This window comes from Salidesulfovibrio onnuriiensis (assembly GCF_008001235.1).
In the GTDB taxonomy this organism is placed as follows: Bacteria; Desulfobacterota; Desulfovibrionia; order Desulfovibrionales; family Desulfovibrionaceae; genus Pseudodesulfovibrio; species Pseudodesulfovibrio onnuriiensis.
In genome coordinates, this window is the sequence record NZ_CP040751.1 from 2,730,600 (window position 1) to 2,749,288 (window position 18,689).

An 18,689-nucleotide genomic window follows, 5' to 3' on the forward strand; every position below is an offset into this window, starting at 1 on the left:
CAATTCAAAAACATACATCGTCGGCCAAAAGAACTTGACATTCCCCCGAGGGCAAAGACGACATTTGTTACAGCTATGTGACAAAACGAACAAAGAGCCTTGTTTATTCACTTTCGAAAAAAAAACATCAAGGCTGGCGAGAGCTTGCGCGCATGAAAAGCATGCAGAGCAGCAGGAAAACGCAACTAAGGCACTGTGCCACATTAATACAACCCAAAGGATATGACATGAAGTTCTGTCTGAAACGAAAAACCGTCCTTGGCTCCCTGTTGCTCTCGGCATCCCTGATGCTGATATCCTCCCTCGCCTTTGCCGCCGCACCGAAGTATGTGTTCTACTTCATCGGCGACGGCATGGGACCGGCCCAACGCCAGTCCGCCGAATACTTCTACAAGATCAAGACCGACAACCCCGAGGCCAAGCTGGTCATGAACAGCCTGCCCACTTCGGCCCTGGTCACCACCCACTCCGCAAACACCCTGGTCACCGACTCCGCAGCAGGCGGCACCGCCCTTGCCGCGGGCTTCAAGACCACCAACGGCGTCATCTCCAAGCTGCCCGACGGCAAGGACATCAAGACCATCGCCGAAGCGGCCCGCGACGCAGGCTATGCAGTGGGCATCACCACCACCACCCGTGTCACCCACGCCACCCCGGCCGCATTCTCCGCTCATGAAATGAGCCGCGACAGCGAAAATGAAATCGCCGCCGACCAGGTTGAATCCGGCTTCGACTACATCGCAGGCGGCGGCTACCGTCACTTCGTGGCCGCGAAAAACGCCGAAGGCCTGAAATCCAAGCGCAAGGACGAACGCGACCTGGTGGCCGAATTCAAGACCAAGGGCTACACCACCTTCGTGGGCGACAATGCACGCGACGCATTCCGCGCTTACACCCCGAAAAAGGGCGACAAGGTCTTCGCTCCCCTGGCATACAGCCACATCGGCATGGAAATCGACCGCATCAACGCTCCCAAGGGCGCCAATGCCATGCCGTCCCTGTCCGAACTGACCACCAAGGGCATTGAAGTTCTCTCCGCCCAGGACAAGCCCTTCTTCCTGATGGTTGAAGGCGGCCGCATCGACCACGCAGCCCACGCCAACGACGCAGCAGGCGCCATCTACGACACCATGGCTTTTGACGAAGCCATCGCAAAGGCATACGACTTCTACAAGAAGCACCCGGAAGAAACCCTGATCGTCATCGCAGCCGACCACGAAACCGGCGGCATGGCCATGGGCATCAGCCTGGACTCCAAGGGCTACTTCCTCAAGCTGAAGGAGCTGCTCAAGGTGAAGGCATCCTGTGAAGACGTGCTGTGGGGCGTGTATCCCAAAATGTACAAGGACATCGCCGATGTGAAGAAACGTCACGCCGCCTACGAAAAGTACGTGGCTGAAACCTTCGGCCTGACCGCCCTCAACGCACGCGAAAGCAAGATCCTCGAAAACGCCATGAGCGTGGAAGACAAGAACCAGAGCCTGCCGATTGAAAAGCAGACCACCTACGGCTACGAATACAGCCCGACCATGATCGCAGTGGCGCACCTGGTTTCCGAACGCGCACGCATCAGCTGGACCTCCTATGTCCACACCGCAGGCGTGATCGCCCTGTCCGCCGTGGGTTCCGATTCTCAGGAATTCGCCGGCTTCAAGGACAACACCGACCTGCCGCGCATCATGGCCAAGGCCATGGGTGTGGAACTGTCCTCCTTCAAGCGCGCCGCTTCCAAGGCCCTGGAAGGCGACACCTTCGGTCCCAACCAGAAGGCATCCGAACTCCCTTACGGAGTTTCCGCCAACTAGTACGCAACGACGACTGGGGGAGCGGCCACGCCGCTCCCCCTTTTTTACGGGAGAAACGATTTGAGCCCACGGAACATACTGACGACAGCCACCCTGGTGGCTGCTTTCATTTTCATCCTGTACCTGACCCAGCAGTCATCGACGCACCCCGCCGCAATTGAAAACGTGCATGAGGTGAGCGGCGTGGTGATTTCCGTGGACAACAGCGAAATCATCCGGTCCGGCGCGGGCTCGGTGGGCTATCAGAAGGCCACCGTGGTCCTCAGCGACAGCCGCTGGAAAGGCGAAAAGGTCGATGCGGCCAACCTTCTCAACGGCCAGCTGGAAATGGATGAGGTATACGCGCCGGGAGACAAGATACTGCTCGCCATCCAGATCCAGGACGACAAGATCACTTCGGCGCGAGCAATCAACACGTATCGCCAGAACTGGGAGCTTGCCCTTTTTGCCGTCTTTGCCGTGGCTCTGGTGCTCTATGCCCGGTTCATCGGCGTCAAGGCCCTGTGTTCCTTTGTGGCCGCCCTGGCAGCCCTCTGGTATTTCTACATCCCCAACCTGCTCGAGGGCGTCAGCCCCCTGCCCTTGAGCCTTGCGGTGCTGACCCTGCTCTCCATGGTCATCATCTTCACGGTGGCGGGAGTGACGCGACACGGCATCGCCGCGTTCCTGGGCACGGTGTGCGGGCTGGCCGCAACCCTGGTGCTGACCCTGTACTTCGGGGACAAGCTCGACCTGGCGGGCATGACCACCCCCTTTTCCACCCTGCTGCTCGTCCAGGGCGCATACCATCTGAATTTTCAGCACATCTTCTATGCCGCCGTTCTTCTGGGGGCTTCCGGCGCGGCCATGGACATCGCCATGGACGTGAGCGCCTCCATGAACGAGATCAAGAGCAAGCGGCCCGATATCGGTACGCGCGAACTCATCGAGTCCGGGTTCACCATCGGCAGGCAGGTCATCGGGACCATGGCCACCACCCTGCTCCTGGCCTATTCCGGCGGCTACCTGACCATGCTCATGGTCTTCGTGTCACAGGGCACCAGCGCCTCGCGCATCGTGAACATGAAACTGGTTGCCGCGGAGATCTTCCGGGTGCTCATCGGCAGCATCGGCCTGCTCATGGTGGCCCCGGCCACGGCGGTCATTGCCGGTGTCCTGCTGAATACGGAACTCGGCAGGAAACGATCGCCCTCGCTCCAAAGCGCGGTATCCGAACAGGAAAGCTCTTCCTGAAACAGCTGACAAAAAAGCCCGGCTCGCATGAGCCGGGCTTTTTCATTCCATCCTTTCGGAACTATCCGTCCGTCTGTTGCTTCGCACAAGAACCAGCGGCCCCCTTCAACTCAATGGCGTTCACGGGGCACGCCCCCTTGCACTCGCCGCAGTTGGTACAGTTGTCCAACGCGGGGCGGGTCTCCAGTCCGCAGACCCTGTTGCAGATTCCGCAGTCCGTACAGTTGTCCGCCATCCGGTACCTGAACAGCGAAAACCGCTTGAGCACCTCGAGAACTCCGCCCGTGGGGCAGACAAAGCGGCAGAAGAAGTACGGCACGAGCAGCCCCATCAGCAACGCGCCCAGGACAATGAAGGTCCGCGCCAGCCACAGAGGAAAGGCATGCTCGAAGGTCAGCAGCGTCGACTTGATGAATTCGCCTGTCCGAATGGGAACCGCCCACCGGGGATTGTGCATGGCGAAAAACAGATAGGCGCATACCAATGCCGCCAGATACTTGCCGAAGCCGGCCACCCTGGCGAAGCCGCCCGATATCTTGCCCTTGAAAACGGCAACCTTGCCGAACAGCTCGTTCAGCATGCCCACGGGACAGGAATATCCGCAAAAGGCCCTGCCGAAAAGCAGGCCCGAAGCCAGGATGCCGAGCAGCACGAGAAGCCAGAGCTTCTTTCCCGGACACTGGACCACCGGACAGTTGGCGCAACTCACGTAGGGCACGGCAAAGGGACAGCGGAAGATTCCGTAATAGGAGAACTCCGCCAGACAAAACAGGGAAACCGCCTGAATGATACGACGCGTCCATTGCAGCCGCATTCCTTTCGCACTTCTAGACATCCTTCACCCCGTACTTTTTCGCCAGGCGCTCGCCCTCATTGGAAAGGGCCGGAATAAAACCGGCCGCCTCGAAACAGGCCTGTCCTTCCTCGCCGCAAATGAAATCGACAAACGCCCTGGCCATCTCCTCATTCCTCGCCCATTTCATGACCCCGACGCTGAAGGGGATGGGCGGTGCCGGGAAAAACTTTTCGGGAATTTCTATGATTTCAAAAGCATCCCGATACCGGGGAAGCCTGGTGATCCGCAGTTCGACCACCGCGACGTCGGCCTTGCCCGTAGCCACATCGGCAACGTCGTGCTGAATGCAGGAGCCCATGTAGATGGCCTTTTCCGTGGCCTCCTTGATGACGCCGCTCTTCTTGAGCACGCCCATTGCCGCGGCCCCGCCCGGAGGGGAGGACTCCGGAGAGCACAGGGTCTTCACCCCCGGCTTCCTGATATCCTCGATAGACGTGATGCCCGCAGGATTGCCCTTGGGAGTCACCAGAACGTATTTGGTGAAGCAGAGAGGCTGAAAGGAAAGCATCTTGCCCTGCTGCTTGAGCGTTTGCGCAAGCTTGAGCACGCGCGGGGCAAAGACCTCGGTCCGGGCATTGCCGAGCAGCGACTTTCCCAAAGCCGCGGCAAAGGCTCCCGTATAGCTGATGGAGCCGCCCATTTTTCTTTCGAACTTTTCGTTGGCAGGAATGAAGGCTTCGGCCAGCCCGCCACAGGACCACACCTGCAGGCTTTCGGCGCCAAACCGCCCTTTGGAGCCTTCCCCGGCCTTGCCCATACCCGGAGCCAGAGCCGTGGCCATGGCCGCGCCCCCGCCGACCAGAAACGACCGCCTGCTCAACATGTTTTTTTCATCTGACATCCTGTTCCCTCCTTCCCTGGAATTCCCACCGCATCCGCACGGCATTGCTTACATTTACTGAACACGGACAACCAGTTTCCGCCCTGTTCCCGGACCTCGGCCATTTCCTGCGAGGTCGGCCTGCGCATGTCCCTGAGCCCATTTCTCGGAATAAGCGGCATGGGGTTGAACACACGGGCACCCAATCGCGCGGCCATCTCGGCAACGGCCCCGGCCTCACGCATGTTCACCTGGGGCGTTACGACCATATTGACCTTGACCACTATGCCTCCGTCGACTGCCCGCCGGATTCCCTCCCGCTGGCGCTCGAGAAGCAATTGCGCACCGTCCTGTCCGGTGCGGCAAACGCCCCGGTCCACGACACGGGGCTGCATCAGCGCAACCGTCTCCGGCGAGACCCCGTTCACGGTCACGGTCAACGTCCCAATGCCCAGTTCGATGAGCCGGTCGACACTTTCTGGAAGCGCCAGCCCGTTGGTACACAGGCAGGTGCGTGCATCAGGTTCGATGGATTTCAGCCGGGAAAGACAGGTGAAGGTCGCCTCGTTTGCCAGCGGATCCCCGGGCCCGGCAATGCCGACAATGGAGCCTTTTCCGTATTCATTGAGAAAGGCGACCGCCCTGGCGACGCCCTCTTCCGGGGAAATGACCCGAGCCGTGGTTCCCGGCCCGGGATCGCGGGGATCCGAGGAAAGAATTCTTTCGCAATAGGCACAGGCCAGATTGCAACGTGGAGCGACAGGAAGATGTATCCGCGCGACCTTGCCGTGCGCCTCATCGTCCATGCACGGATGATACGGCAGCGGCAACATGTGGGAACTCCCCTGCCGCATGGGATTGGAGCAGGTATGCATAATGGCACTTCCAGTGTTTTGGTGAATCGGGCAAATTGATACTTAGGTGCCGAATGTAATGAATCCGCACATTTTAAGACAATAGTTCGTCTCAATTCCATACCGAAGGACTCATAGAAAGCGCCGATAGGCTCGGCGCGCCGAAACAAATGAAAGGCCCCGCCTGAAAGACGGGGCCCTGTTCACTACAACTCGCCGTTTGGCTGTCACTTCCGGGGACCGGCCTCGACCGCCTGAACCGCGGCCCGGGCAAGCGTGCGATGCGCCTCGGTCATGGGGTGCCAGCTGTCCCACCACATATGGCCATCCGGATGAGGATACTTGTAGGTTCCGTACCAGGGCTCCTCCATGTTCTTGAAATGCTTTCCGGCCACCAGTTCGTTGAACACGCCGTAGGCATCGACAAAGTACACATGCACCGAGGGGTGGTTTCCGGCAAAACCGCCCTTGCCGAACAGGGCCGTTTCCAGACGCGCGTTGATATCGCGGGTCACCTTTTGGACAGCCTCCTTCTTGGCCGCGTAATCCTTGATGTAGGCCGGAGCTAGGGTGATGTCCGGCACATTGGAAACAAGGATGTTCACCGCCCCCTTGCCGGCGAGCTTGTTCATGGCGGAAAGGATGTTGCCCACCACTTCCCCGGCCCTGTCGTCGCCGTCATAGATGTCGTTGATACCGATCAGCACGGTATAAAGGGTATCATCCTGCTCCCATTTCGGCTGGAAGTTGTCCACCTGCCAGGCCAGCCCGGACCAGTCGTCGAATCCGGCGGCGTTCCCGCTGCCGCTCCTTGCTCCGCACCAGGCGCGGTCTTCCAGCTCGGCGTGAAGCATCCTGGCCAGATGTTCCACCCAGACATCGCCATTGCTTTTGCGGGAAAAACCGTAGCCATCGCTGATGCCGTCGTCGGAAAAGCTGTCGCCAAAGGCGACAATGCGTTTGGTGCCCGCCTGGGCCTGCGTGGCCAGGACAAAAATCAACATCAGGGCGACAGCCAGAATCCGTTTTGCCATTCTTCCTCCCATTTGATTGCAACTGACTTGAAAACATCGGGAAGGGGCCGCCCCCACCCATGCGAAGAGGCATGAGCAAGGTGCGGACCAATGGGACATTCTCCCAGAATGGTTTGGAATACCAAAAGATATTTGAAACTTCGAAAATGCGACGCACACCGGACGCGAGTCGCCCGCAACTCGGCGACAGGCCATACGGCCAATGGCTGCGCAGGATGCACGCCCACGAGTCGAAATGCACTCAAGAGGCGGAAGCGACTCACCGCCTGGGTCCTCTGCCGACCATGATCAGAAATGACTGCGCATGGTCCCGCAAAGGGTCAAAAGACGATGCTCATAAGTGTGCTGGGCAAGAATCCGCTTTTGGGCCGCCGCCGCAATCCCGTTGCGTCCAGGGGCATCCTCCAGCCAGCGTTGCACCTGGCCCCGGATGTCATCCACTCCGGCATAGGTCGCCACTTCCACGTCCGGCTCGAAGAGCCGCTCCAGCCCGGTCGTGGCGTCCGTAAGCACGAATCCCCCGCAGGCGGGAATGTCGAAAACCCGCTGGTTCACGGCATTGGAGGACTGCAAGCTGGTGGTATTGAAATTGATCTCCACCCGCCGATAGAAATCCGGCAATTCGCGCTCGTAATGCATGCGGCCGAACCATGTGAACGGCAGGCCATGGCGGCCCAGAGCTTCCTTCCAGAACTCATCGCCCACGATGGCGGGCTCAAAGGGCAGCAACTGCTCGACACAACGCAACCGCCGCAGGCGTGTGGCCTCCAGCTGCACCAGCCGGACATACTGCAACTGCCTTTCGGGCTCCAGGCGTTCCAATTCCAACAGGGAGGAGGCAGCCCGACGCGCCAGAAGGCCCACGGGACTCACCTGTGGATTCTGTTCATATTGAGCACCAACCGCTTGGTATTGTTCCAAAAGAGACGCAGGAAATGCCCCGGCCGAGATGTTCTCCGAAATTTTCCTGTTCCAGGAGGAGCCCACAAAGGCGGTCCGGTATTCCGACGTCACAGGGCCGGAAGCAGGATTGAAGGTCTCCGGGTCCGCGGCAAGCGGCAGATGCTCCACCACGGCGACGCCCTGCTCCCGGATCGGTTTCACCCCGTCCGGATCCCAGGTGAAGACGGCCAGCAAAGCATTGGGCGATACCCGCTGGCGCAGGAACATGTCATGCTTGTCCACAAACCAGCTAGCCAGGGGAACCCCGCACTTGCGCAGCAGCTCCAGCACCTGCCCCTCTCCGTCGAGGCCCGCGTGGTTCACGGTCAGGATAAAATCCGGCCCGAAACGGGCGACCGTATCGAACAATTTCTTAAGAAAAGCCGGCTCCTGCCGGAAATCGACCTTTGCACAGGGGATGCCGAGCCGCCCCATGGCCCGCTCCAGTTCTGGCAGGATGAAATAGTCCTGCCCCACCAGAAGCACCTTGGGCAACACGCCGTCGTATCTTGGAAGTTCACGCATGATACGGGCAGCTATAAACGATCCACCACCAGCCAGAGCACGAACGCGCCGACAAACAGGCGGACCACATGGCCGATATGAAAATGATATCCCCAGTCCACGGCGAACATGAGGACCACGCTTATGACAAAGGCGGCAAGAATGATCTTGCGCCACAGATTGAGCCGGGTCAGATTCATTTCAGGTCTCCACAAAAAAAGGGGCGTACCATGGCACGCCCCGGATGCTGACGATCAGACTACTTTGTCTTTTTTCCGGTTGCCCGCTTCTTGGTTTTATCGTTGTTTTCCTCGGGCTTGCCAAAGTCTCTCAATCCTTCTGCCAGACCGAGCAGCTTCTTGTCCACGAGATCGTTGATCGACCCCCTGGTGTAACCGCCCTTTGCGGTGCGCTCCCCGGCCTTCTTGCCGGTCAGGATCTCGATGCCTTCGTCTATGGTCTTCACGGCCCAGACATGGAACTTGCCGCTCCGGACCGCATCCACTACATCCTCCCTGAGCATAAGGTCCTTGATGTTGGGGTACGGAATCATGACTCCCTGTTTGCCGTTGAGCCCGGCGTGCTTGCAGCACATGAAAAACCCTTCGATCTTCTGGTTCACCCCGCCGATGGGCTGCACCTCGCCCTTCTGGTTCACAGAGCCCGTCACCGCTATGTACTGCCGGATGGGCACCCCTGACAGGCTGGAAAGCAGGGCGTAAAGCTCGGTGGACGACGCGGAGTCGCCGTCGATCCCGCCGTAAGCCTGCTCGAAAGCGATGCTGGCCGCCAGGGTCAGGGGCTTGTCCTGGGCGAACCTGCGGCGCAGGTAGCCCCCCAGGATCTGCATGCCCTTGTTGTGGATGGGGCCGGAAAGCTCGGCCTCGCGCTCGATGTTGATGATGCCTTCCTTGCCCATGGAGGTTTCCACGGTGATCCTGGAAGGCTTGCCGAACATGTAATCGCCCATGGAATAGACGGCCAGGCCGTTGATCTGCCCAACCACCTCGCCATCGGTATCCACGAACAGACTGCCGCGGTCGATCATCTCCTGGATGCGCTCCTCGATCTGGTTGGAGCGGTATTTCTTGGCCTCCAGGGCCTCGCGGACGTGGTCGCCGCTCACTGTGCCGACCTTTGCCATTTCGGCGAAGTAATCGGCCTCGCTCATGATGTCCGAAAGCTGCGGAAACGCCGTGGACAGCTTTTCCTGACGGCCGGACATACGCACGGATTCCTCCAGGATCGCGGCCACGCCCGAGGCGTCAAAGGGCTTTATCTCCTGACGCTCCACCTCGCTCCTGACAAAACGGGCCACCTGGGTCACGGCGTCGTCACTGCGGTCCATGCTGGACTCGTAGTCGGCCCGGACCTTGAATATCTTGGGCACGTCCTGGTCGTAATAGCGCAGCAGGCTGTAAAGCCGTGCATCGCCGAGGACAACCACCTTCACGTCCATGTCGATGCGCTCGGGCTTGAGGCCCGTGGCGGTGATGAAGTAATAGGGGTCGTAGGTCTCGATCTCGATCTGCTCGGTCTTCAGGGAACGCTTGAGGGTCGGCCAGACACCCGGCTCCATGATGGAATCCAGCAGGTTGATGACCAGGTACCCGCCATTGGCCTTGACGAACGAACCGGCCTTGATCTTGGTGAAATCCGTACGCCAGCCGCCCATGCGGTCCATGGTCCGTTCGATACTGCCGAACAGGTTGCGGTACGTGGGGTAGCTCTCGATGATCACCGGCGGGCCGTCCAGCTCGGAATTATCCACCAGCAGGTTGATCTCGTAGGGAAGCATGACCACTTCCGGCGAGGGGCCTCCCATGATCAATCCCGGGATGGGCCCCTGCTGCTTCTGGCCAAGCCCCTTGATTTCCTCGAGGTCCTCCACCATGTTGTCCAGTATGGAATCCAGGTACTTCTGGACCTTTTCGTTTTCGTAATGATCCCGCAGCGGCTTCATGATCTCTTCGGCCATGTTCAGGAACATGAGCCGGTCCACTTCCTCATGCTTCTTGGCCACCTCTTTGTGCAGCTGCTTGATTTCCTGGACAATGTGGTCAACCTCTTCCTTGAGCTGGGCACGCTTGTCACGGAGGCGCTCATATTCCTCCCTCGGGAAACGGCCGTTCTCGACCATTTCCTCCACCTGGATGAGCCGCTTGGGTTCGCCATCCACCACGGGCACGATGTCCGGCCTCTGGTAGGGCCCCATCTGCATGCGCACCATCACCAGGCCGGTATCCTTCACCTTTTCTTCAATGGCCTTGTAGAACGCCAGCACCTTTTTCTCATGGGCCTCGGCCATCTCGTTCTTGCGGGCGATGTATTCCTCGCTCTCGAAGAGTTGGGGGACCTCGGTCTTGATGCCCTCGATGAAGTCATGCATGTCCTTCTTGAACTGGCTTCCTTCGCCAGCCTTGAAGCGAAGCAGGATGGGCTCTTCCCGATGCTTGAAATTGTTCACATAGCAAAGGTCGCAGGGCACCTCGCCGTCCACGTTCAGTTCCCGGAGCAGGCGCTTGACCGTTGCCATGCGCCCGGTGCCGGGCTCGCCGGTCACAAATATGTTGTACCCCTTCTTGCTCACTCCCAGGCCGAAACGAAACGCCTCCACGCCGCGTTTCTGGCCGAGGATCTCCTCCAGGGGTTCCAGGTCGTCGGTTGTCTTGAAAGGAAGCGACTTGGGGTCAAGGCGCCATCGAAGCAGTTCCACAGGGACTTCTTTCGGTTGTGTTTTCCTGGCCATGAGCGTCTTCTCTCCCGTTTGCTTATTTTCTGACAATTCGAACAATGCGGCCATGCGGATTCTTGCAGCGGGGCAACCGTATTTCGAGAATTCCATCATCGAAAACAGCCTTGACGTCCTCGGGATCCACCCTGCACGGCAGGCGGACCTCGCGCCGGAACATGCGCCGTTCGGTGCGTCCCCCCTCCCTTTCCTCGGTTTCAGCCGCGATGAACAGCCTACGGTCATGCACGGTGATCATCAGGTCGTCCGGGTCCATGTTGGATATTTTCATGGTGGCGACAAGCTCTCCCCCCTGCTCGAAAAACTTCAGGTCCCCCACCACCCTATGGTGCATGGAGGGCAGGTCGAAGTCCCGGCACAGGTCATCGAAAAGCCTGTCCACGTTACGCTTGAGTTTCTCCAGTTCCGTCTGACTCCATAGTTTCAAGTCCGGCATGTTCCGAAACCTCCCGGCCAAATTGCCATATCATACGAGTGCGTTACGACGGCCATAAAATGCCAGCCCCACTGTTGCACGGTAGCATGAACCCGAAAAAAAGAACAAGACCGATAGATAAAAAGAACGCCCTGTTCCGACCGTGGAACAGGGCGCTGCCAAAGGCAAAAACCAATACGATTATAAAAATTTAAACAAATTTCCGGCCGCCAGGAGGCCGAACCCGCAGGTCACCAGCCAGAAGGGGCGTACAAGGCGTTCCAGAACCGGGACCGACATGACATCCAGTTGGATGCAGACGCCCAGCAGGCCGATAATGACGGCAATCATCCACGTAAACAGTTTGGGGGCATTCAGATTCATGCACTCTTCTCCACTACGAATTTCAGGCCGCGCTAGAGGGTGACGACCGACTTGTTTCTGATGAATTCCTCTGCCTGCGCCACGGGCAACGGCCGGGACACGAGATAGCCCTGACCGTAATCGCACTGGAGGGAATAAAGCAAGTTCAACTGCTGCCTGTTTTCGATGCCTTCGGCAACCACGCGCAGGCTCAGGCCATGGGCAAGGTTGATGATGGCCCGGACTATCTCGATGCTTTCCGGGTCCACGTCCAGGCGTTGCACGAAACTCAAGTCCACCTTGAGCTGGTCAATGGAAAACTTCTGCAGGTAGCTCATGGAGGAATAGCCGGTCCCGAAATCGTCAATGGAGAGAATCACCCCAAGGTCCTTGAGCATGTCCAGCTTGAGCACCGAGTCCGAGGCATCCACCATGACCACGGTTTCGGTGATCTCGAGCTTGAGACATTCCGGGGGCAGGCCCGTTTTTTCCAGGATGCTGCGGACGCTGTCCACCAGGCTGGCCTTGCGGAATTGCTTCGCGGAGATGTTGACCGCAATGGAAAGCCCCTTGGCCTGTGGCAATTCATCCTGCCACCGCCGCATGGTGTTGGTCGCATCCTCAAGCACCCATCGTCCCAGGTCCACGATGAGCCCGGTCTCCTCGGCAATGTGAATGAACTCGCCGGGCCCGACCATGCCCCGCTCCGGATGGTTCCAGCGCACCAGGGACTCGAACCCGAACAGCTTCATGGTGCCCAGGTCGAAAATGGGCTGATAGTACATTTCAAACTGGTTTTCATCCAAGGCCCGCCGCAGCTCGTTTTCTATGGTCATCTCCTTGACGGCCTTGTCGCGCATCTTGTGGTTGAAGATCGAAACCCTGTCCTTGCCGCCCTCCTTGGCGTTATACATGGCGATATGCGCATTCTGGATGCGATCATGGGGCTCCTGCTGGTCGTCCCGCGCCACGTCCAGGCCGATGCTGGCCGTGATGCGCACTTCCCGGCCGTCGATATTCAAGGGCTCCTTGGTGATATCGGAAATGGATTCCACGATGTGCTTGGCCTGATCCACCGAATCCAGTTCCTCCAGCAGCACGACGAACTCATCGCCGCCGAAACGGGAGACCGTATCCTGCCGGCGCACGTTTTCCCGCAGCCGGCCGCCGATGGTCACCAGCAGCTTGTCGCCAAAACTGTGGCCCATGCTGTCGTTGATGACCTTGAACCGGTCCAGGCCCATAAAAACGATGGCGAAATACTTGTGGAGCCGCTGGGCGCGGGCCATGGCCTGACGGACACGGTCCAAAAGCAGGGTCCTGTTGGCCAGCCCGGTCAGGGGATCGTGCAGGGCCTGGTGTTCCACCCGGTTTTCAATGAGCTTTCGGCTGGTGATGTCCCGCATACTGGTCCGGACACCGAGGGGATGCCCCTTTTCATCCGAAACAGGCCGCCGCACCAGGCTCAGCCAACGCATTCTGTTGTTCTTGTTGAATATCCTGAAATCCAGGGACTCATCCGTTTCCGGGTCGCTTCCTGTATTGAATTTGCGCCATAACTCCAGATCATCCCGGTGAATGGTCTGCTCGAGGAAATCGGGATCGTTCATGAACTTTTCGGGGGGATAACCGCTGATGCGCTCGCAGGAAGGACTGATGTACAGCGGATTGCCGTCACTGGAATACCAGCTTTCCCAGTCGTAGTTGTAGTCGGCCACGGTCCTGTAGCGCCGTTCCGATTCCTCCAGCGCCCGCTTGGATATCTGCAGTTCCTCGACCATGGTCTCCAGCCGTTTCGTGGCCTCCTCCAGGCCGCGTCGTTTCCGATGCAGCTCCACAAAGGTGTTCACCTTGCTTTTGAGGATATTCGGCTCGACCGGCTTGAACAGGTAGTCCACGGCGCCCAGCTCATAGCCGCGGAACACATGGCGCTGTTCCTTGCTGATGGCGGTGACGAATATGATGGGAATATTCCTGGTGTTATCGTTTTCCCGGATCCGCTCGGCAACGGTGAAGCCGTCCATCTCGGGCATCATGACGTCGAGAAGCACCAGGGCGAAGTCATGGCTGCTCATGAGAGACAGCGCCTCCCTCCCCGATGACACGGTGACGATGTTGAGATCGAAGACCCTGAGCACGCCTTCCAGCAGCTTGAGATTGATCCGCTCGTCGTCGACTATAAGAACGTCCACACGTTCATCCATTGCTGCTCCCAAGTTCATTTCGCAATCGCACCTCAACCCTATACTGCCACTCCGGCCGACAAGAGGAATTATAATTAAAACTATAGTCAATGCGCAGGTGCCCATTCGTCCAAAAAACACGGGGAATGCGTTTGACAAGCTCCCTGTGGGACTTATTATTGCCGTCATCGCGTTCAACGCCAAAATCGATAATTCCCATCATGAGGAGCAACCATAATGACCGACAACCACGAACAATTCGCCCAGCGCCTTGATGAGCATCACCAATGGCCCTGTCCCTATACCTTCAAGTTCATTGTTCCCACGGGGAATCTGGAAAAGCTGACCGAACTCTTCCCGGACCAGAAGCTTTCCTTCCGCGAATCCAAAAACGGCAAGTTCACCAGCGTGACCATGGAGTCCACCATGTGTTCCAGCAAGGATGTCATGGCGGTCTACCAGAAGGCGGCCCAGGTTCCCGGCGTCATGTCCCTGTAATATGACTTGCGTCATATTATTTCAGACCGTATTGGTATATTTTTCAATTCACCGTATGGACACAAGGACGATTCGTTCTTACTTATTGGATCGATTGAAATTTATAAAAACCGCTGATTAGGATACCACAGCTCAAACATACGAGGAGTTTCCCATGTGGGAATACACGGACTTAGTAAAGGACCATTTCCTGAATCCGCGCAACGCCGGGACCATGGATGACGCCGACGGCATCGGCGAAGTGGGCTCCCTGGCCTGCGGTGACGCCCTGAAGCTGTACCTGAAAATCGACGACAACGGCATCATTCAGGATGCCAAGTTCCAGACCTTCGGTTGCGCCAGCGCCATTGCGTCGAGCTCCGCCCTGACCGAGCTGCTCAAGGGCAAGAGCGTGGAAGAGGCGCAAAAGCTTACCAACAAGGACATCGCCGACTATCTCGGCGGCCTGCCGCGCGAAAAGATGCACTGTTCCGTCATGGGCCAAGAGGCCCTGGAGCAGGCCCTCAAGAACTACCGTGGCGAGGCCGGAACCGTTGCCGAACATCAGCATGAGGGAGAACTCATCTGCGAATGTTTCGGGCTCATGGATGAGGAAATCCTCCGCGCCATCAAGGAAAACGACCTCAAGACCGTCGAGGACGTGACCAACTTCACCAAGGCGGGCGGCGGCTGCGGCAAGTGCATCCCGGACCTGGAGAACCTGCTGGCCCAGGCCCACGGCGAAAAAGCGGCCTGTTCGGTGCCGGAAGCCTCGGCTCCCCCGGCCGCGGGGCTGACCAACATGCAGCGCATGCACCTTATCGAACAGGTCATTGACGAGGAGATCCGCCCCATGCTGCAAAAGGACGGCGGCAACATCGAGCTGGTGGACGTGGACCGCACCGACGTCTATGTCCGCCTGCTGGGCATGTGCGCGGGCTGTCCCTCCAGCCAGGCCACCCTCACCGGCCTAGTGGAAGCGCAGCTCAGGGAAAAGGTCGATCCGGAAATCAGCATCAAGGAAGGTTAGCCGTGCAAACCATATATATGGACAACAACGCCACGACCAAGGTCGATCCGGAAGTCCTCGGCGAGATGATGCCGTACTTCACGGACCTTTACGGCAACCCCTCCTCCATGCACCGCTTCGGCGGCCAGATCGGCGCCAAGATGGTGGAGGCCAGGAAGCGCGTCGCCGACCTGCTGGGCTGCGAGCCGGACGAAATCATTTTCACGGCCTGCGGCACCGAATCCGACAACACGGCCATCCGCTCGGCCCTGAGCGCCCGGCCCGACAAAAAGCACATTGTGACCTCCCGCGTGGAGCACCCGGCCATCCTGAGCCTGTGCAAGCACCTGGAAAAACGCGAGGGCTACGCCGTCACCTACCTTTCCGTGGATGAATCCGGCAATGTCGACCTGGAGGAATTCAGAAAATCCCTGCGCGACGACACGGCCATTGTCTCGGTCATGTGGGCCAACAACGAAACCGGCGTCATCTTCCCGGTGGAGGAAATGGCAACCATCTGCCGGGAGCGCGACATCATATTCCACACGGACGCGGTCCAGGCCGTGGGCAAGGTCGCCATCGACCTCAGGAAGACGCCCATAGACATGCTTTCGCTCTCCGGACACAAGCTGCACGCCCCCAAGGGCATCGGCGCGCTGTTCGTGCGCAAGCGGCTGCCCTACCGCCCGTTCCTCATCGGCGGGCACCAGGAGCGCGGCCGCCGCGCGGGCACGGAAAACACCGCCGGCGTCATTGGCCTGGGCAAGGCCTGCGAACTGGCCGGCCAGCACATCGAGGACGAGAACACCCGAGTCAAGGCCCTGCGCGACAGGCTGGAAAACGGCCTGCTGGACATCATCCCCCACGCACGCCTCAACGGCGACAGGCAGAACCGCCTGCCCAACACGACCAACATCTCCTTCGGCTACATAGAGGGCGAAGCCATCCTGCTCATGCTCGACCAGCTCGGCATCTGCGCCAGCTCCGGTTCGGCCTGCACCTCGGGCAGCCTGGAGCCCTCCCACGTGCTGCGCGCCATGGGTGTGCCCTACAACTTCGCCCACGGCTCGATCCGTTTCAGCCTGAGCCGCTACAACACCGAAGAGGAAGTGGATTTCATCATCGAAAACCTGCCCAAGGTCATCGAGACCCTGCGCAAGCTTTCGCCCTTTTCCGCCGAAGGCGACGACGGTTCGTCCTGCACCACCCCGAGAAGCACGGAGTAGCCATGAACATAGCCGACAGCATGCTCGACCTCATCGGCAGGACGCCGCTGGTCAAGCTCAACAAACTCAGCCAAAACCTGAACGCCACGGTGGTGGCCAAGCTCGAGAACTTCAACCCCTGCGGCTCGGTCAAGGACCGTGTGGGCTGCAACATGATCGAAGCGGCCCTGGCAAAAGGGATCATCGACGAGTCCACCACCATCATCGAGCCCACCAGCGGCAATACGGGCATCGGCCTGGCCTTTACCTGCGCGGTGAAAGGCATGCGCCTCATGCTGACCATGCCCGAGTCCATGAGCATTGAGCGGCGCAAGCTGCTTAGGGGATTCGGGGCGGAGCTGGTGCTCACCCCCACGGCCCAGGGCATGCGCGGGGCCATTGAAAAGGCGCATGAGCTGGTCCGGTCCACGGACAACGCCTTCATGCCCATGCAGTTCGAAAGCGAGTTCAACCCGGACATCCACCGCCGCACCACGGCCGAGGAAATCTGGAAAGACACGGACGGCGAGATCGACATCTTCGTGGCGGGAGTGGGCACAGGCGGCACCATCACCGGCGTGGGCGAGGTGCTCAAGGAGCGCAAGCCCGGCGTCAAGATCGTGGCCGTGGAGCCAGCGCTCTCCCCGGTGCTTTCCGGCGGCGAGCCCGGTCCGCATCCCATCCAGGGCATCGGGGCGGGATTCGTCCCCGAGGTGCTCAACCGCGACATCGTGGACGAAGTCATGACCATGGACAGCGACGAGGCCTTTGATGCGGCCAAGCGCCTGATCATGGAGGAAGGGATCCTCTGCGGCATTTCCTCGGGGGCCAACTGCGCGGCCGCCCTGAAACTGGCCGCCCGCGAGGAAAACGCGGGCAAGATGATCGTGTTCGTGGTCTGCGATACCGGCGAACGCTACCTGAGCACCCCCCTGTTCGAAGACTAAATCAGGAGATTGCCATGTCCGGGGAATACAACCTCGACGCCATAGTCAAGAAACTCACCAGCAACGGCCACGAGGCGCTTTCCCGCAAAAAGGCGGACGAGCAGCCCATGCCGTCCGTGGAGATCCTTTCCGGAATCGTGGAAAGCCTCCGCTCGGTCATGTTCCCGGGATATTACGGACCGTCCGAGATAACGCCCGACACCATGCCCTACTACATCGGCTCCACCCTGGACAGCGTGGAACGCCAGTTGGGCGACCAGATCAACAGGGGCTACTGTTTTGTCTGCGAACGCGAGGACCGGGACCAATGTGCGGACTGTGCAAAGCGTTCCCGGGAAACGGCCAGACGGTTTATCGCCAAGCTGCCGGAGATACGGGAACTGCTCCTCTCGGACGTGGAGGCGGCCTATGACGGCGACCCCGCGGCCAAGACCCACGGGGAAACCATCTTCTGCTACCCGTCCATCCGGGCCCTGACCAACCACCGCATTGCCCATGAGCTCTACACCTTGGGCGTGGACATCATCCCGCGCATCATCAGCGAGATGGCCCACTCGGACACGGGCATCGACATCCACCCCGGCGCAAGCCTCGGCAAACGATTCTTCATCGACCACGGCACGGGCACGGTTATCGGCGAAACCTGCATCATCGGTGACAACGTGCGCATCTACCAGGGCGTGACCCTCGGCGCGAAGAGCTTCCCCAAGGGAGAAGGCGACCAGCTCATCAAGGGACTGCCCCGCCATCCCATCGTGGAGGACGACGTCATCGTCTATGCAGGGGCCACCATCCTGGGTCGCGTAACCATCGGCAAGGGCGCTGTCGTGGGCGGCAATGTCTGGATCACCGGCGACGTCCATGCCGGAGCTCGCCTGGTCCAGTCCCGGGCCATGCAGATGGCCTTCGAACACGGCGGCGGCATCTGAGCCGACTGCCCATAACGCGAATCCAGATTTCGCAAGAAAAGTCAGGTCCCATGTGTCATAAACAAACATGCCGGACCTGACTTTTTCTTTGCTCCGCATATCTGTATCCTTTCGACAGCCTGGAGCCGGGTTCAAACGAAATCACGGCTGGCTGTTCAAAAGGGTGCGGATACCAGGAACAAATGAAAAACGAGGCTGACGCGTACTCCTGCGGTACGCGAAGGCTCGCTTTTCTTGAAGCGACGCCGCAGACGTCCGCTTTTCAACAGCCAGAAACTTGACTTCCGTACAGCCTTGCACCAATGTATCCAGTTGCTTTTTACGCACGCATATAAGTTATAAAGAAATATACGTCCCCGGA

General features: G+C 59.2%; 17 protein-coding genes. 7 read left to right on the plus strand and 10 right to left on the minus strand.

Annotation, left to right across the window (positions count from 1 at the left end; genetic code table 11):
• Positions 1-227 precede the first annotated feature (227 nt).
• Both FGL65_RS12410 and FGL65_RS12415 read left to right on the plus strand, forming a co-directional pair.
• On the plus strand, positions 228-1,805 hold the full coding sequence (locus tag FGL65_RS12410) for an alkaline phosphatase (RefSeq protein WP_147821497.1): 1,578 nt from the start codon (positions 228-230) through the stop codon (positions 1,803-1,805).
• Between the two features lie 60 nt (positions 1,806-1,865).
• On the plus strand, positions 1,866-3,038 hold the full coding sequence (locus FGL65_RS12415) for a YibE/F family protein (protein WP_222705767.1): 1,173 nt from the start codon (positions 1,866-1,868) through the stop codon (positions 3,036-3,038).
• A gap of 61 nt (positions 3,039-3,099) precedes the next feature.
• On the opposite strand, the gene FGL65_RS12420 is transcribed toward FGL65_RS12415, so the two are convergent.
• From FGL65_RS12420 to FGL65_RS12460, 10 genes are all read right to left on the minus strand, one after another.
• Entirely contained in the window at positions 3,100-3,873 is a 774-nt protein-coding gene (locus FGL65_RS12420) for a 4Fe-4S binding protein (RefSeq protein WP_147821498.1), read from the minus strand.
• A complete protein-coding gene (locus FGL65_RS12425; protein ID WP_147821499.1) occupies positions 3,866-4,735 on the minus strand; it encodes a substrate-binding domain-containing protein in 870 nt (289 codons plus the stop codon). The genes FGL65_RS12420 and FGL65_RS12425 overlap by 8 nt, the downstream gene beginning before the upstream one ends.
• Positions 4,711-5,547, minus strand: coding sequence for a radical SAM protein (locus FGL65_RS12430; RefSeq protein WP_187170380.1), 837 nt, complete (start codon positions 5,545-5,547; stop codon positions 4,711-4,713). The genes FGL65_RS12425 and FGL65_RS12430 overlap by 25 nt, the downstream gene beginning before the upstream one ends.
• Positions 5,548-5,795: 248 nt before the next feature.
• Positions 5,796-6,602, minus strand: coding sequence for an SGNH/GDSL hydrolase family protein (locus tag FGL65_RS12435; RefSeq protein WP_187170381.1), 807 nt, complete (start codon positions 6,600-6,602; stop codon positions 5,796-5,798).
• A gap of 288 nt (positions 6,603-6,890) precedes the next feature.
• Complete coding sequence (locus FGL65_RS12440) at positions 6,891-8,069, minus strand: CgeB family protein (protein ID WP_147821502.1); 1,179 nt, start codon at positions 8,067-8,069, stop codon at positions 6,891-6,893.
• Between the two features lie 11 nt (positions 8,070-8,080).
• Positions 8,081-8,248, minus strand: coding sequence for a hypothetical protein (locus FGL65_RS18275; RefSeq protein ID WP_187170382.1), 168 nt, complete (start codon positions 8,246-8,248; stop codon positions 8,081-8,083).
• Positions 8,249-8,307: 59 nt separating this feature from the next.
• Positions 8,308-10,797, minus strand: coding sequence for a Lon protease family protein (locus tag FGL65_RS12445; RefSeq protein ID WP_147821503.1), 2,490 nt, complete (start codon positions 10,795-10,797; stop codon positions 8,308-8,310).
• A 22-nt stretch (positions 10,798-10,819) separates the two neighbouring features.
• Positions 10,820-11,236: an Hsp20/alpha crystallin family protein gene (locus FGL65_RS12450; protein WP_147821504.1), complete on the minus strand. Its 417-nt coding sequence runs from the start codon at positions 11,234-11,236 to the stop codon at positions 10,820-10,822.
• 180 nt (positions 11,237-11,416) lie between these two features.
• On the minus strand, positions 11,417-11,599 hold the full coding sequence (locus FGL65_RS12455; protein WP_147821505.1) for a hypothetical protein: 183 nt from the start codon (positions 11,597-11,599) through the stop codon (positions 11,417-11,419).
• 32 nt (positions 11,600-11,631) lie between these two features.
• The gene (locus FGL65_RS12460) at positions 11,632-13,782 is read right to left on the minus strand and encodes a two-component system response regulator (protein ID WP_147821506.1); all 2,151 of its coding nucleotides are present in this window, start codon (positions 13,780-13,782) and stop codon (positions 11,632-11,634) included.
• A gap of 216 nt (positions 13,783-13,998) precedes the next feature.
• Between FGL65_RS12460 and FGL65_RS12465 the strand changes: the two genes are divergently transcribed.
• The 5 genes from FGL65_RS12465 (at position 13,999) to epsC (ending at position 18,328) form a co-directional block, all read left to right on the plus strand.
• Positions 13,999-14,259 (plus strand): DUF493 family protein, encoded by a 261-nt coding sequence (locus FGL65_RS12465; RefSeq protein ID WP_147821507.1) that lies wholly within the window; start codon positions 13,999-14,001, stop codon positions 14,257-14,259.
• Positions 14,260-14,413: 154 nt separating this feature from the next.
• Positions 14,414-15,268, plus strand: a complete 855-nt coding sequence (gene nifU / locus FGL65_RS12470) for a Fe-S cluster assembly protein NifU (RefSeq protein ID WP_147821508.1) — start codon at positions 14,414-14,416, stop codon at positions 15,266-15,268.
• A 2-nt stretch (positions 15,269-15,270) separates the two neighbouring features.
• Positions 15,271-16,473: a cysteine desulfurase NifS gene (gene nifS / locus FGL65_RS12475; protein WP_187170383.1), complete on the plus strand. Its 1,203-nt coding sequence runs from the start codon at positions 15,271-15,273 to the stop codon at positions 16,471-16,473.
• A 2-nt stretch (positions 16,474-16,475) separates the two neighbouring features.
• Positions 16,476-17,399 (plus strand): cysteine synthase A, encoded by a 924-nt coding sequence (gene cysK / locus FGL65_RS12480; protein WP_147821509.1) that lies wholly within the window; start codon positions 16,476-16,478, stop codon positions 17,397-17,399.
• A 14-nt stretch (positions 17,400-17,413) separates the two neighbouring features.
• On the plus strand, positions 17,414-18,328 hold the full coding sequence (epsC, locus tag FGL65_RS12485) for a serine O-acetyltransferase EpsC (RefSeq protein WP_147821510.1): 915 nt from the start codon (positions 17,414-17,416) through the stop codon (positions 18,326-18,328).
• The last annotated feature ends 361 nt before the right edge of the window (positions 18,329-18,689 follow it).